The following is a 12,675-nucleotide window of genomic DNA, read 5'->3' on the forward strand; positions in this document are numbered from 1 at the left end:
TTGTAAGGTGACGGAGGTTACAGCGCGGGCGCACGGGTGACGGGAGATGGGATCACCCGTGCGGTAGTTGTTGAATCAGTTGGTGCTGATTACGCGAGAGATCGTCGTGGTCGTGGTGCTCGCCACCACAGTTCGGCCGACCCAGGTGATCGTCCACGCGGTCAAGAAGACCACGCTGAGGCCGATGAAGTGGGCGTCGAGGAAGTCGATGATCCCCATGTTACGCGGCTTCGGCGGTGTCGGTGGTCTTGGCAGACTTGCCGATCTCGTTCGCGATGCCCTTGGTCGACTGCCCGATGAGCCTGAGCAACGTGCTGTCGGTCTCGTTGTCGGCGAACATAGCCAGGGCGGCGATGATGAATGCCTGGTCGAAGAGCATCGCTTTCACGATGTCGCTCTCGACATTGGCGTCACTGAGCTGTTTGACCTCGGTATCGCTCCGCGCCCCGACTGCGACGAGCGCGGCACAGAGGGGCTCGCCAGCCGCCAACAGCGTCTTCTTCAGCGCGGTCAGAATGATGGCGTTGTTTCCGAGAATGGTATTGGCTTCGAGCATAGTAGTCCGTCCTTTTGGTGGCGTGAGGGAATGGCAGCCGTCAGAGCGCCCCGTTCTCTGACGGCCGATAGACGTTACGGCTGCGGCTTCGGCGGCTGCCAGGGCATGGTCGTGACGAACAACCGGCTCTGGAAGGGCTGCGCGAAGACGGTGACTGCGCGGATGGTGTCGATGTCGCTCTCCGCATCGGCCGCGTTGCCGCGACGATCTGCGCCGACGATCAGGCCTTTGCCAGCGAACGGCTGGTGGCCTGTCGCCATGTGAAACCAGCGCTCCGCGTTCTTCATGATGCCCTCGTCGTCGACGAAGATCGCATCGCGCCCCTTGAGGACGCCCGCGTAGGCCGTGGTGAACGTGGTGACCGGCATGCTCTCATGCGACAGCACGCGGTAGTAGGTGTTGATATCGTCCCCGTCGACCTCGACGTGTTCGATCTTACAGGCGAAGGGGTCGATCAGGATGGCTTTGACATTGGGCATCGGCGTGACTTTCGCTTTGTGAGTCGATTGTGAGTCCTGTGAGTCGAGTTAGGTATTTCGACTCACAAGATCAGCGTCAAGGTGCTAGGCGGCGAGGCCGAAAAGCTTGCCACCGAGGGTTTCGAGTTCGACGCGGTCATCAGTATTGGGAAGCTCCCGAGCGATGGCGGTGACGCCTTGGGTCACGTCCCAGATCGTGCGCGCCTTGCGGCCCTCTTCCCTCTCTACGGCTTCGAGGACGGAGCGAGCACGGCTGCGCGAGAGGCCGCGATTGTTGAGCCAGTCTACCATCTCGTCGTCGTCCTGCGCGATCTGCGCGGCCTTGGCGTTCTGTACGGTCTGTACAATCTTCGCGTCTGACGCCTTGGCGTACTCGATCAGGGCGGGCTCGACTTGGCGAATCCATCGCTCCGGTGCGCCCTTGGTATGCGAGATGCGGACGGTTTCGATGTTGTCCGCGCCCCAGATGATGCGGTTGCAGCACACGCCACGGAAGAGGAAGGCCTTGAGCCAGAGCGACGACTTGCCGACCTCGGACTGCGAGATGATGAAGCCGCGATACATCACGTCGTCCATGCCGTCCTTCGTCTTGCCGACGACGATGGGGCGATGCGGATCGGTGAGGAAGATGAACATGTCGCGGTCGCTCATGAAGAGCGTGGTCGTGTCCGTGGTGACCGGGTGGAAGGGGTCGTACATCATGGTCGACCATGACATCATGCCGGGCACGCGCCAGGCCGCGTCGTTCGAGACGCCGTCACCGGCGATCTTGCCCACGGCTTCGATCACTTCGTGGTTCGGGATACGGCCATAGTCGGGGCCGGTAGCCGCTAATAACTGCTTGTCCGACGTGTAGAACTTAGCCTCGGGATTGGAGCGGTTGTTGCGGAGGCCGTACATCACGGCGTCGGCGACGATGGGCGACGGAAGCGTGCGCAGATAGGACGGCGGAGCACCCGCGAGCTGCGAGAGCTGGCCGAACGACCAGTGCGAGAAGTTGAAGCTCTCGAAGCCATCGCCGACGTTCAAACCGACGCGGAGCTTGTTGAAGTCGTCACGAGTCTGCACTTCGGGCGTAAGCAGCTCGACGTTCTTGACCGCTACGACCTTCTCGCGGGAAACAAGGGACTGAGACCTCGCGTGCCTCCACATATCACGGAGAGACAGGAAGCGCTCGTCGGCCGGGCGACGCATCCAGTTCATGGAGGCGTCCATGATGGTGGTGCCCTTGGAAACGTCGACGCGGCCCGCGTTGATCGGCTGAGCGTCGACAGTCTGAGCGAGAGAAACAACGGTATTCATGGCGTTTAGTCCTTTCGGTTGCGTTGGGGCTCCCGCTGTGTGTGTGTCAGGAGCTTGGTAGGAGTTCTACCTGACGATTCTAGCAAACGCAATCCCCTCACGAAGTTATTTTTGGTAGGAGAAAAAGTTGACAGAACTAACACGCCGACCATATGGATCGGTCCAATCGTCAAAGCAGTGGGGAAATATGAAAGCTTATCTTGGGCTCGACCTCGGCACGTACATGGGGTGGGCGCGCACCGACCTGTTCCCTGGGAGCGGAGGGGTCTTCTTATCAGGCGCATGGGACTTCGACATCACCCGGTTTGATGCGCCGCCCGTCCGCTACCAGAAGTTCGAAGTGAAGCTGCGCGAGCACTGCGTGCTCGGGCTCAACATGGTCTTCTACGAAAAGATTCTGCGCCACAAGGGCACGACAGCGGCCCACGTCTACGGCGCATTCCTGAACAAGCTGCATGAGGTCTGCGACGAATACGGCGTTCCGTACATCGGCCTCAGCGTTCAGGAGATCAAGAAGTTCGCCACCGGCAAGGGCGGCGGACCCCAGGCCACCAAGGACAAGATGATCGAGGCCGTCAAGCGTTGGGGCCACAACCCCCAGAGCGACGACGAGGCCGATGCCATCGCGATCCTCAAATGCGGATTGGAGACTAAGCTGTGACTACCGAAACCATTGTGATGACTGACCGCACGCCGGTCTCGTTCTGGAAGAAGATCAACCCGCTCTGGTGGCTGGTCGGTCCCGATGGCTGGAACGTCCCCGACGTGAACAACGGCGAGCCGTACCTGCCGGAAGTGACGAACATCTGGCTCCGCCGCTTCTACTGGTTCATCTGTCGCAACCCGCTGATGAACTTCGTCGGCTACGTCCTCGGCGTCGAGGACAACAACTACCGCGTCGAGGGCACCGCCCCCGTCCTGCTCACCACCTGGCGCGACGCTACGCCGCCGAAGACCGGCTGGAAGTGGGCGCTGCTATGGCCGCAGATTAGCTGGCCCGCGTTGCTCATGGCGATGCTGTGGATCGTGCTCACGTCCTTCCACCCCGTGTTCTACATCCCGTGGGTGTGGGCGATGTTGAAGTTCGCAGGACCCCTGCCCTTCATCTCCTACAACGGCGCGGTCGAGTTCTACATGGGTTGGCGTCCGGCCTCGGGTGGGTTCGGCACAAAGATCGTGCTGCACAATGACTGAGAGCAAGCTGGTAGCCCGACCGCTGACCGAAAAGCAACGCATCGCTCTTCTCGCCGTGGCGCGCGGAGGGATACGCGTGGTCGAGCGCGTCGGTCAACACGGCGCTCAATACTACGAGATGTTGGCCCCTGGTGGTCATCAGATCGGCGGACAGTTCGCGGCGCTCAAGCGTCGCGGCTTCGTCTGTTGGAAGCGAGGCCCTGCGTTGACCATCGCCGGAGCGTTCGAGCTGTACTTCGACGTGTCACTATTGGACTGCCCGGCCGACGCCGACTGCCGCACGACTTGCTGTTGTGGCGACCTTGTCGAGCACCACGGTATGGGCAGCGGCCACAGCCCCGTGCCGATGCACGACTATTATTGCGAAGGCAGAGCGTGAGCATCCGCGAGAACATTGTAGCGCTCGGCTACCTGGCGGTGCCGAGCGGGTGGATCGTGCTGCTCGCCGTCCTGGCTGTCGGGCACTATCTCGGAAAGTGGTGAATGGGTAGAGAGCTTCGTCCATACCAGATCGAGGACGGCAACTACGTGGCGGGTCGCTTCGCCACGCTGATCGGCCATGAGCCTCGCGTCGGTAAGACCAACGTCGCGATCCGTGGCGCAGACTTGGTTGAGGCCAAGCTGGTCGTTATCGTGTGTCCGGCCGCCGTGAAGGAAAGCTGGCGCGAAGCCATCTTGGAGTTTCGCAAGGCGGGGTGGTGGGCCATCATCGTCAGCTACAACAAAGCGCCGAACGTCCTGAAGGTCGTGCGCGGCAAGAAGTACGTGCTGATCGTCGACGAATCGCACTACGCCAAGGATCGCGCGGCGCAGCGCACGAAGGCCGTCTACGGCACGCTGTGCGACAAGATCGGCGGCCTGGCCGAGTATGCGACCAACGTCTTCTGCCTGACCGGCACGCCGATGCCGAACAATCCCACTGAGCTGTGGCCGATGCTCCGCGCGCTCGCCCCGGAGCTGATCGACAACGGGCGCGGCAAGCCGCTGAGCTGGTCCGCCTTCCGCGACAAATACTGCCGCATGGTCAACACGCCGTTCGGCGTGAAGATCGCTGGCTCAAAGAACTACAAAGAGCTGAAGCAGAAGCTTGCAGGCTTCGTGATTCGGCGCACGCGCCAGAGCGTCTTCGGCCGCGACATGCTCCCGCCTACCAAGGTGTTCGTGCGCGCAGGCCAGAAGGAAAAGAAAGAACTCGACGCGCTGATGCAGTCCGAGCAAGGGCGGCTGGTCGCCGAAGCCTTGCAGTCTGCGAACCCGCTCAAGGCGCTCGCGAAGCAGGAGAAGCACGTCGCCGGTCTGCGCCGAACGTTCGGCCTGGCGAAGGTGCCCGGCGTGATCGACCTCGTCACCGAAGAGCTGCGCGGCGATCCCAAGGCGAAGATCGTCCTGTTCGCCTACCATCACGACGTGATCGACGCGATCCGCCAGGGCTTGAAAGAGTTCGGCGTGGAGGCGTTCGACGGCCGCACCACGGACGCGCGGAAGCAACGCATCAAGCAGCGCTTCCAGACCGATCCGGAGTGCCGGGTGGTCGTCGGTCAGCTCACGGCTATGGGTGTCGGTCTCGACTTCAGCGCGGCCGACGACGTGATGTTCGTGGAGCAGTCATGGGTGGGGGACGAGAACGAGCAAGCGCGCTCGCGTATCTTCAACATGAACTCGCCCGAGCCGAAGTTCACGCGCTTCGTTGTGCTGGTGGGATCGCTCGACGAGCAGATCATCGCAGCGTGCGAACGCAAACTGTCCGATACGCGACGGCTATTTAATTGACGAACTTGTAAGGTCTGTGAGATTACACAGACACCAACACGGAGACACCGATGCGGCTTCCCGGTTTCATCACTGACATTCTCTGCGCCAAAGTGTGGAGCGTCATGCAGCGGCGCAAGCCCGACGTTCAGATCGGGCGCGACGAGCGCGGCATTCCCTACATGGAGCGCTGGCACGCGATCAAGCGCAACAGGTTCTTCAACGTCTACCTGCATCTCTACCACCACGACGACGACCGCATCCTGCATTCGCACCCGTGGTGGTCTGTCTCGATCCTGGTCTCCGGCGCGTTGCGCGAGTTCTACACGCGCACGTCGGAAGGTGCGAACCGTCCGGAGCTGCACAAAGCCCGGACGGTTCGCCGAGGCGGCATCGTCTGGCGCAGCGCCGACATGTTTCACCGCCTCGAAGTAGCGGGCAACCGCACCATCACGATCTTCATCACTGGTCCGAAGTTCGCCAAGTCCTGGCACTTCGCCTGCAAGCGCGGCTTGATCCACTGGAAGCAATTCGTCTCAGTGGGTCGCGGCGGACAGGGCTGCGGTGAAGACGACGATTACCCCAAGCGCGCTTGACCTCAGTGTAAGGCGCGTCACCTATCAACCCCCACAGGAGACTACGACTACATGCCGTTCCCGTTCCAGATGACCTTCGGCGGCGCTACCCCCGACGAGCTGAAAGCCAACGTCGCCGCCTGGCTCGGCACCACCAGCACCAAGGCGGTGCTGAGCGGAGCTGAGCAGGCCCGCCTCCGCAGCGACGCCGTCGTCGTTCCGCCCGCTGGCGAGAAGGACAAGACCGAGACCAAGGCCCCGACCGCAGCCGAGAAGAAGGCCGCCGAGAAGGCCGCTGCGAAGAAGAAGGCCGAGGAAGAAGCTGCCGCGAAGGCCGCCGAGGAAGCCGCCAAGGCCGAGACCGACGAGACCGATCCGCTCGACGAAGGCAGCGACGGTGACGAAGCCGAAGCGCTCACGCACGACGACGTGAAGAAGCTGCTCGTCGAAGTGCGCGGCAAGCACCCGCAGGACGCGACCATCGTGTCGAAGCTCGTCGCCGAGCACGGCAAGGCGAAGAAGCTCAGCGATGTCGACGAGGCCCTCCTGCCCGCCATCGCCGCCGCCTGCCGCAAGCTGCTGGCCTGATCCCTTCACCATGACGCCCCGGCCCTTCTTCACAGGGCGGGGCGTCCCCTCACCTTCACGGAGCCCCCCCCCCCATGCGTAACGCAGATAGCTATCGCGGCGCTCGCCGCAACAACGCCCGCCGTGAAGGCTGGCTGAAGAAGTGGCGCAACGGCATGTTTGCCGTCGCCGCCAATGACAAGGCCAAGCTCAACGAGCGCGCTGTCATGGCGAACTCGGCACGCGAGGAAGCCGCCAGGGCGCTCGTCGCCGCTGGCGTCCTGGCGCAGCCGACCGTCGCAACCGCCGCGATGCTCGACTTCTACAGCCGCGTCCCCGCGCCGCGCTCGCGCGTCGTGAACCGCATCATCCGCGATCTGCGGCGGCAGATGCCCGCCGTGCGCGCCGCCTGATCCCCACCACCCACGGAGCCGAGAGCATGAACGCTCAAGAACTGAAGAACGAGGGCATCAACCGCACCCTCGATAACAACGCCGCCTGGAAGGAAGGCGCGCTGTACGTCGTCAAGAACCTGCCCGCCGACTGGCGCGGCACGGGCGAGGACATCCGCGCGCTCGTCGACGAAGAGCCGAGCCACCCCAACGCGTGGGGCGGCCTGGTGAGCAAGGCGGTGAGCGAGGGCTTCATCAAGCCGACCGGCGAGTACACGGCGATGGTCTCCAAGAAGAGCCACGGCCGCAAGACCGCCGTCTACGTGAAGGCCGCCTGATGTACGGGATCAACATGGACGACGCGATCACCACCACGCCGCAGATGCAGGCGGACAACCTGATCGCCGCCGAGATCGGCCGCCAGGACCGCATGTGGGGCGACACGAACGACCGCGCCGACATCTCGCAAGGCCAGCTCTTGCAGGCCGGTGTCGCGCAGCTCGACTTCATCTATCTGGCGACGCGCCAGGGGCATATCTGGACGCGCGAGGAAGCGCTGAAGCTCGCCGAGCAGGCCGTCTTCCCCAAGGATTGGGGCGGCTTCCGCGACTACGGATCGGACGTTGCGAACCTCGTCGTCGCGGCGGCCTACATCCGCCAGGAGATCGTCCGGCGCATCCGCAACGGCGAGAGCACGTTCCGTTCGTCTCGCAACGTGGAGACGCAGCCCTACGCCGAGAGCTGCAAGCCCAACGTCATCGAGCCGTGAGCAACGGCGTCCGACGCTTTTGGGAAGACGGCGAGTCGGGTCGCAGGGGGTTCACTGAAGGTGATCTGCCCGATGGCCCGCTCGTCGAAGAGATCACCGCACGCGAGTTCTACGAGCGCGAGGCCCAGACGCTCGCGTGCGGCTGGCCCGCACTCCACCAACCTAAGCGGCCGGAGATATGCCCCTGCGGTTTTATCTTCCCAGGCAAGTCCGACCAGCAATGGCACGACCCCGCGCTTAGCGCGGAAGACGAAGAGGCACTGAGTTGAAACAGCATTCCGGCAGAGCACATAGCAAGCTCGGACCTTCCGCAGCATCCCGTTGGATGGTCTGCGTGGGCTCTGTCGGCATGTCCGAGGGCCAGGAGAACAAGAGCACGGTGTTCGCCCTCGAAGGGACGGCCGCGCATGAGTTCAACGAGTTCATCATCACCAACGGCCACGATCCGCGCGATTGGATCGGCGGCCTGGTCGACCTCCAGGCCACTGGCGACGAGCTGAAGTTCCTGCGCAGTGGGGACAACGTCGAGATCGACCGCGAGCGCTACTTCGAGATCGACGAAGAGATGGTCGAGGGCTGCGAGCTGACCATCGAGACCATTGAGAAGTATCTGAGCCGCGTCGACGGCGACGAGCTGTTGCTGGAAACGAAGCTCGACATGAGCTGGATACACCCGAAGCTCTTCGGGACCGGCGACATCCTGATCTACAAGCGCCGAACGAAGCACCTGATCGTGCTCGACTACAAGTATGGCAGCGGTCACGTCGTCGAGGTCAAGAACAACCCGCAGGTCCGCACCTACGCGGTCGGCGCAGCGCGGATGTTCGAGAAGGAAGGCGTCGAGAAGATCACCAGCGTCATCATCCAGCCGCGCGCCTACCACAAGGACGGAGCGGTTCGCGAAGAGACGATTGATCTGTTCGACCTCTACGAGTTCGAGTCTGAGCTGGCTGTCGCCGCCCAGGCAACGGACGACCCCAATGCCCCGCTCGTCGCGGGCGAGCACTGCAAATTCTGCCCGGCCGCTCACGGCTGCGAGGCGCTCCGCGACTTCGTTCGCGACGGCCTCGGCGTGAAGAAGCTGAAGCCTGGCGAAGAAGTCACGGAGAAGCACTTGCCCTCACTGAAAGACCTAACGTCTGCGCAGCTCGGGCGCATCGTTCGCGAAGCCAGGGTGTACGAAGGGTACATCCGTCGCGTGCTTCAGCACGCCCACGCCGAGGCGCTCGACGGCCGCATCCCCGATGGCAACAAGCTGGTCGACAAGCGAGCGTATCGCAAGTTCACCATCGGCGACGATGAGATCATCGCGATCCTCGATCTCGAAGGGTTCACCGAAGACGACTACCTGAAGGACCCCAAACTGCTCACGCTCACGCAGCTCGAAAAGGCTGTCGGCAAGAAGAAGTTCGCCGAGCTGTTCGGCAAGGCGGACAGCCCCGACAAGTTCTGGAAGAAGGAATCGAGCGGCTACGTGCTCGCGCCCATTGAGGACGCACGCGAGCAGGCGAAGCTGAGCACAGGCGACGCGTTCGGTGCGGTGGAGGACGACGATGAGTGAGACCCTATTCGACAGTTTCCGCGCGTTGCTTGGCGTCGGGATTTATACCGACTTCCAGTTGACCGATATCGGCATCCACTTGAAGTGCTGGCGCACCGGCAACAGCCGACGTGTTGAGGTCTCTCACTGCATATTGTGGCAACAGGTAGAAGCCTCCCGACAGCCGCATAGTCTCTTCAAATACTACGCCGATCTGTCTCGCGCAAAAATTGAACGCGCCGAGGCATAGTTGAATTGGGTTTCGCCTGCACCCGCCCCTTGAGTGGGGGAAAGCGGCGACGTTTGCGTGACGAGTAAGGTCTGTCACCTGACGACCTGAGACCTAGGAGGGTAACCTTTCTATGACTACCGACCTGAAGAAGTGGCACTACATCGAGAGCGAAGACCGCTGGATGTCTCCGAAGGGACGCCTGGTGTTCGTGGCGCTCGCGAAGAAATTCCGTGCCCGCGATGCCAAGCCGGATGACGAAGGCCAGTTCGCCGCGTCGATGATCTTCGCGCCCCATGTGAACCACGCGCCCATCGAGAAGGTCATCCTCGACCTGGCGGTGGCCGAGAAGTTCAAGAACAAGAAGGGCAAGATCATCGAGTCGTCGGTCCTGTCCGACTTCACCAAGTGGTCCGACCACAAGCTGAACTTCCCGTTCCTCGACGCCGACATCAACCTGGCCGACATCACGTCGAAGGGTGAGCCGGTCGATCTGGAAGGCTGGAAGCTCATTCGCCCGAACGCCTATTCGAAGCGTCCGGTCGTGCGCAACAGCGCCGGTGAGGTTCTCGATCTCGACGACATCCAGACCGAGGCGTACAGCGGCCGTTGGGGTCGCCTGATGCTTCAGCCGAAGGCGTACAACCGCGACGACAACAAGGGCGTCAAGTTCTACGTCGACGCCGTTCAGTTGCTCGGCAACGACGACTCGATCTCGAAGGGCGGCGGTTCGAAGGGCGAAGCCTTCAGCGCGGTCGACGACGAGGACGAAGACGAGGACGCGCTGGACTGATGGCGAAGATCAAGTTCAAGAACGACCGGGGCATCCCCGATCTGCGCACGCTGAAGTTCAAGGATGGGGGTGGCGACACCCTCATCGCTTCGGTGGACCCCGCAGTGAATGCGCGTGAGCACTACTGGCTCACGTTCAGCGTCAACGACGGGGACGTTATCGGCATGGATCGGGACGAGGCGGTCGACTTCGCAATCGCCATCATGCGCGAGGCTACACACCGTGAGTGACGAACCCAACAACGCCGACAACGTCGACACCGATGTCATGAAGAGCTACGTCGAGCGGCTCTTCAACATCGAGCAGGGCTTCGCTGACGTGAAGGCGGAATACACCGACTCGAAGGCCGACCTGAAGACCGAGATCAAGGGTCGTTCGGACGAGACCGGCGTCGACTTCAAGCAGGTCGCCGCCCTGGTGAAAATCCGCATGAACGAAGCGGCAGCTCTCGACGAGCAGGCGGCGCACGACACCAACATGTCGCTCTATGAGCAACTGTTTGGCTTCAACACCGCGACTTCGGAGCTGGCTGAGGACGACCCCCTCGGCTAGGGAATTTAGTTGACGTGTAAGGTGCGTCAGCTTACATTTCGACCACTGCACTAATGGACAGCGATGTTCCACCAACGCAGGAGGGCCGCATGCGAAGCGCCTAAGAAGCGCAGCGGGCGGGGGATAGTACCCCGCCCGTTTTCGCATCACCGACAATGGAGACACAGTGAAGAATATCGGCGCAGCTATGAACGGCGGCAACGGCAAGCGCGAGAAGGGCGATGAGTTCTTTCCGACTGCGGAGGGGACGACGCGCGCCTTGATCCCCACCCTGCGCGAGATCGGCTGGCCGAACGACGTGTGGGAGAACGCCTGCGGAGCCGGTCATATCTCGAAGCAGCTCTTGGCTGCGGGCTTCAACGTCTTCTCGTCTAACCTGACGGATCGTGGCTACGGCCGGATCGGCGTGAACTTCCTGTCGCAGGATCGCCCGCTCGCTCCGTCGATCATCACCAACCCTCCCTTCTCGCTGTCGGACGAGTTCCTCGTTCACGCGCAGACCATCCTGGGGATCGACCACATTGCGATGCTCCTGCCGAGCGGCCTGTACCACGCCAAGAACCGCGTCGAGCTGTTCGCGATGCACAAGCCCTCGTTGATCCTGCCGCTCACCTGGCGGCTCGACGTGACCGGCGAAGGCCGTCCGACCATGAACTGTAGCTGGTACATCTGGACGACGCTTCTGCCGCCGATCCGTGGCTTCCAACCGCTCACCAGCACCGAGAAACATCCGGGGCGCTACGATGCGGCATGAAGCCCTAGACAAATTCGCCGATTGGGAAGTGCTCGGCTACGACAGCGCCGCCGATATGATGCGCGAGATGGGGATCGACGTTCCCCCCTCTCTGCGCGAGCGCTTCGGCTATGGCCCCGTCACTCGTCGCACGGCGATCCACAAGCCTGCCGAACTGCATCTCGATTGGGAAACGTACAGCGAGATCGACCTGCCCGATGTCGGCGCGCACAAGTACGCCGAGCACAAGAGCACGGAGATTCTTTGCGCCGCCTATGCGTTCGGCGACGATGAACCGCAGCTCTGGTTTCCTGACGAGCCCTGCCCCCAGGACATCGTCGACCACGTCAAGGCTGGCGGCGAAGTCCACGCCTGGAACGCCAACTTCGAACGGCTGATCTGGCTGTACGTCGCAGGCCCGAAGTACGGCTGGCCGGTCCCTGACCTGCGCCAGTACCGTTGCATCATGGTCCGCGCGATGGCGATGAACATGCCCGCGAAGTTGGAGCACGCCGCTCCGGCTTTCGGCCTGCCGATCCGCAAGGACGATGTCGGCTCGCGCGTCATCAAGCAGCTCTGCAAGCCGCGTAAGCCGTCGAAGAAGAACCCGGAAACGCGCTTCACCCCGGAGAACGCGCCGGACAAGTTCAAGATCATCTACGACTACTGTCTGCAAGACGTTCGCGTCGAGCAGGGCATCGGGCATCGCGTCACCAAGCTCATCTCGCGCGAGCAGGAGCTTTGGTTCCTCGATCAGATCATCAACGACCGTGGCATCATGGTCGACATGGACTTGGTCGCCAAGGCCGAGAAAATCTGCAACGAGGAAAAGGAAGCCCTTGAGTTCGAGCTGCGCCAGGTCACCGAACTGCGCGTCTCGACGCTCGGCGCGGTCAAGCAGCTCAAAGAGTTCGTCAACGCCCGTCTGGCCGATGAGCTGTCAGACCATCAGATTGAGAACTGCTCGAAGGAAACGCTCGAAAAGCTGCTCGGCCGGGACGACCTGCCGGACGATGCGCGCCGTGCGGTCGAGATCAGGCTAGAAGCCGGTAAGGCGTCCATCGCCAAGCTGAAGGCCTTCACGGAGCGCGTCTGCAAGGACGGCAAGATCAAGGGCTCGCTGCAATACCACGGCGCGACACAGACCGGCCGATGGGCCGCGCGTGGCGTGCAGTTGCAGAACTTGCCGCGTCCCGACCCCGCGCTGAAGACCGACGTTCCGTTCGCCATCAAGTGCATCAAGGC

At 62.4% G+C, this 12,675-nt stretch carries 21 protein-coding genes; 17 read left to right on the plus strand and 4 right to left on the minus strand.

From position 1 onward, the window contains the following. Positions 1-75: 75 nt before the first annotated feature. From IG69_RS22325 to IG69_RS0119125, 4 genes are all read right to left on the minus strand, one after another. Positions 76-219 carry a hypothetical protein gene (locus IG69_RS22325; RefSeq protein WP_157577736.1) on the minus strand — a complete coding sequence of 48 codons (144 nt, stop codon included), beginning with the start codon at positions 217-219 and terminating at the stop codon, positions 76-78. 1 nt (position 220) lies between these two features. Further along, complete coding sequence (locus tag IG69_RS0119115) at positions 221-556, minus strand: hypothetical protein (RefSeq protein ID WP_030529764.1); 336 nt, start codon at positions 554-556, stop codon at positions 221-223. A gap of 74 nt (positions 557-630) precedes the next feature. After that, positions 631-1,035, minus strand: coding sequence for a hypothetical protein (locus IG69_RS0119120; RefSeq protein ID WP_030529765.1), 405 nt, complete (start codon positions 1,033-1,035; stop codon positions 631-633). Between the two features lie 84 nt (positions 1,036-1,119). After that, the gene (locus IG69_RS0119125; protein ID WP_050513936.1) at positions 1,120-2,337 is read right to left on the minus strand and encodes a DUF932 domain-containing protein; all 1,218 of its coding nucleotides are present in this window, start codon (positions 2,335-2,337) and stop codon (positions 1,120-1,122) included. A gap of 187 nt (positions 2,338-2,524) precedes the next feature. Here IG69_RS0119125 and IG69_RS0119130 point away from each other — a divergent pair, with 187 nt between their 5' ends. The 17 genes from IG69_RS0119130 to IG69_RS0119205 form a co-directional block, all read left to right on the plus strand. Next, entirely contained in the window at positions 2,525-2,998 is a 474-nt protein-coding gene (locus tag IG69_RS0119130) for a RuvC family protein (RefSeq protein ID WP_030529767.1), read from the plus strand. A 17-nt stretch (positions 2,999-3,015) separates the two neighbouring features. Beyond that, positions 3,016-3,531, plus strand: a complete 516-nt coding sequence (locus IG69_RS0119135) for a hypothetical protein (protein ID WP_030529768.1) — start codon at positions 3,016-3,018, stop codon at positions 3,529-3,531. Then, a complete protein-coding gene (locus IG69_RS0119140; RefSeq protein WP_096772449.1) occupies positions 3,524-3,910 on the plus strand; it encodes a hypothetical protein in 387 nt (128 codons plus the stop codon). Before IG69_RS0119135 ends, IG69_RS0119140 begins: the two co-directional genes overlap by 8 nt. Positions 3,911-4,059: 149 nt before the next feature. Beyond that, positions 4,060-5,301: an SNF2-related protein gene (locus IG69_RS0119150; RefSeq protein WP_157852807.1), complete on the plus strand. Its 1,242-nt coding sequence runs from the start codon at positions 4,060-4,062 to the stop codon at positions 5,299-5,301. 50 nt (positions 5,302-5,351) lie between these two features. Then, positions 5,352-5,876, plus strand: a complete 525-nt coding sequence (locus IG69_RS0119155; RefSeq protein WP_030529771.1) for a hypothetical protein — start codon at positions 5,352-5,354, stop codon at positions 5,874-5,876. Positions 5,877-5,927: 51 nt separating this feature from the next. Further along, complete coding sequence (locus IG69_RS0119160) at positions 5,928-6,443, plus strand: hypothetical protein (protein ID WP_030529772.1); 516 nt, start codon at positions 5,928-5,930, stop codon at positions 6,441-6,443. A 74-nt stretch (positions 6,444-6,517) separates the two neighbouring features. Continuing rightward, positions 6,518-6,835 (plus strand): hypothetical protein, encoded by a 318-nt coding sequence (locus tag IG69_RS0119165; RefSeq protein ID WP_112921569.1) that lies wholly within the window; start codon positions 6,518-6,520, stop codon positions 6,833-6,835. Between the two features lie 26 nt (positions 6,836-6,861). Continuing rightward, positions 6,862-7,152: a hypothetical protein gene (locus IG69_RS0119170; RefSeq protein WP_030529774.1), complete on the plus strand. Its 291-nt coding sequence runs from the start codon at positions 6,862-6,864 to the stop codon at positions 7,150-7,152. 14 nt (positions 7,153-7,166) lie between these two features. Further along, complete coding sequence (locus tag IG69_RS0119175) at positions 7,167-7,583, plus strand: hypothetical protein (protein WP_124788636.1); 417 nt, start codon at positions 7,167-7,169, stop codon at positions 7,581-7,583. Next, on the plus strand, positions 7,580-7,852 hold the full coding sequence (locus IG69_RS22330; RefSeq protein ID WP_096772443.1) for a hypothetical protein: 273 nt from the start codon (positions 7,580-7,582) through the stop codon (positions 7,850-7,852). Before IG69_RS0119175 ends, IG69_RS22330 begins: the two co-directional genes overlap by 4 nt. Continuing rightward, entirely contained in the window at positions 7,849-9,144 is a 1,296-nt protein-coding gene (locus tag IG69_RS0119180) for a DUF2800 domain-containing protein (protein WP_096772444.1), read from the plus strand. Before IG69_RS22330 ends, IG69_RS0119180 begins: the two co-directional genes overlap by 4 nt. After that, positions 9,137-9,373, plus strand: coding sequence for a hypothetical protein (locus tag IG69_RS22335; RefSeq protein ID WP_096766524.1), 237 nt, complete (start codon positions 9,137-9,139; stop codon positions 9,371-9,373). Before IG69_RS0119180 ends, IG69_RS22335 begins: the two co-directional genes overlap by 8 nt. Before the next feature lie 112 nt (positions 9,374-9,485). Continuing rightward, positions 9,486-10,145: an ssDNA-binding protein gene (locus IG69_RS0119185; protein ID WP_031028000.1), complete on the plus strand. Its 660-nt coding sequence runs from the start codon at positions 9,486-9,488 to the stop codon at positions 10,143-10,145. Continuing rightward, on the plus strand, positions 10,145-10,375 hold the full coding sequence (locus IG69_RS0119190; RefSeq protein ID WP_030529778.1) for a hypothetical protein: 231 nt from the start codon (positions 10,145-10,147) through the stop codon (positions 10,373-10,375). The genes IG69_RS0119185 and IG69_RS0119190 overlap by 1 nt, the downstream gene beginning before the upstream one ends. Beyond that, the gene (locus IG69_RS0119195) at positions 10,368-10,697 is read left to right on the plus strand and encodes a hypothetical protein (protein ID WP_030529779.1); all 330 of its coding nucleotides are present in this window, start codon (positions 10,368-10,370) and stop codon (positions 10,695-10,697) included. The genes IG69_RS0119190 and IG69_RS0119195 overlap by 8 nt, the downstream gene beginning before the upstream one ends. 166 nt (positions 10,698-10,863) lie before the next feature. Next, positions 10,864-11,451: an SAM-dependent DNA methyltransferase gene (locus IG69_RS21355; RefSeq protein WP_112921570.1), complete on the plus strand. Its 588-nt coding sequence runs from the start codon at positions 10,864-10,866 to the stop codon at positions 11,449-11,451. A 28-nt stretch (positions 11,452-11,479) separates the two neighbouring features. Continuing rightward, positions 11,480-12,675: DNA polymerase family A protein (locus IG69_RS0119205; RefSeq protein ID WP_211251049.1), on the plus strand; the 1,196-nt coding region annotated here is incomplete at its 3' end.

Origin of the sequence: Phycicoccus jejuensis (assembly GCF_000720925.1) — a bacterium.
Taxonomy (GTDB): Bacteria; Actinomycetota; Actinomycetes; order Actinomycetales; family Dermatophilaceae; genus Phycicoccus; species Phycicoccus jejuensis.

Coding starts and splice junctions, on each gene's coding strand:
- IG69_RS22325 (WP_157577736.1), bottom strand. CDS start 219: ATGGGGATCATCGACTTCCTCGACGCCCACTTCATCGGCCTCAGCGTG.
- IG69_RS0119115 (WP_030529764.1), bottom strand. CDS start 556: ATGCTCGAAGCCAATACCATTCTCGGAAACAACGCCATCATTCTGACC.
- IG69_RS0119120 (WP_030529765.1), bottom strand. CDS start 1,035: ATGCCCAATGTCAAAGCCATCCTGATCGACCCCTTCGCCTGTAAGATC.
- IG69_RS0119125 (WP_050513936.1), bottom strand. CDS start 2,337: ATGAATACCGTTGTTTCTCTCGCTCAGACTGTCGACGCTCAGCCGATC.
- IG69_RS0119130 (WP_030529767.1), top strand. CDS start 2,525: ATGAAAGCTTATCTTGGGCTCGACCTCGGCACGTACATGGGGTGGGCG.
- IG69_RS0119135 (WP_030529768.1), top strand. CDS start 3,016: ATGACTGACCGCACGCCGGTCTCGTTCTGGAAGAAGATCAACCCGCTC.
- IG69_RS0119140 (WP_096772449.1), top strand. CDS start 3,524: ATGACTGAGAGCAAGCTGGTAGCCCGACCGCTGACCGAAAAGCAACGC.
- IG69_RS0119155 (WP_030529771.1), top strand. CDS start 5,352: ATGCGGCTTCCCGGTTTCATCACTGACATTCTCTGCGCCAAAGTGTGG.
- IG69_RS0119160 (WP_030529772.1), top strand. CDS start 5,928: ATGCCGTTCCCGTTCCAGATGACCTTCGGCGGCGCTACCCCCGACGAG.
- IG69_RS0119165 (WP_112921569.1), top strand. CDS start 6,518: ATGCGTAACGCAGATAGCTATCGCGGCGCTCGCCGCAACAACGCCCGC.
- IG69_RS0119170 (WP_030529774.1), top strand. CDS start 6,862: ATGAACGCTCAAGAACTGAAGAACGAGGGCATCAACCGCACCCTCGAT.
- IG69_RS0119175 (WP_124788636.1), top strand. CDS start 7,167: ATGGACGACGCGATCACCACCACGCCGCAGATGCAGGCGGACAACCTG.
- IG69_RS22335 (WP_096766524.1), top strand. CDS start 9,137: ATGAGTGAGACCCTATTCGACAGTTTCCGCGCGTTGCTTGGCGTCGGG.
- IG69_RS0119185 (WP_031028000.1), top strand. CDS start 9,486: ATGACTACCGACCTGAAGAAGTGGCACTACATCGAGAGCGAAGACCGC.
- IG69_RS0119190 (WP_030529778.1), top strand. CDS start 10,145: ATGGCGAAGATCAAGTTCAAGAACGACCGGGGCATCCCCGATCTGCGC.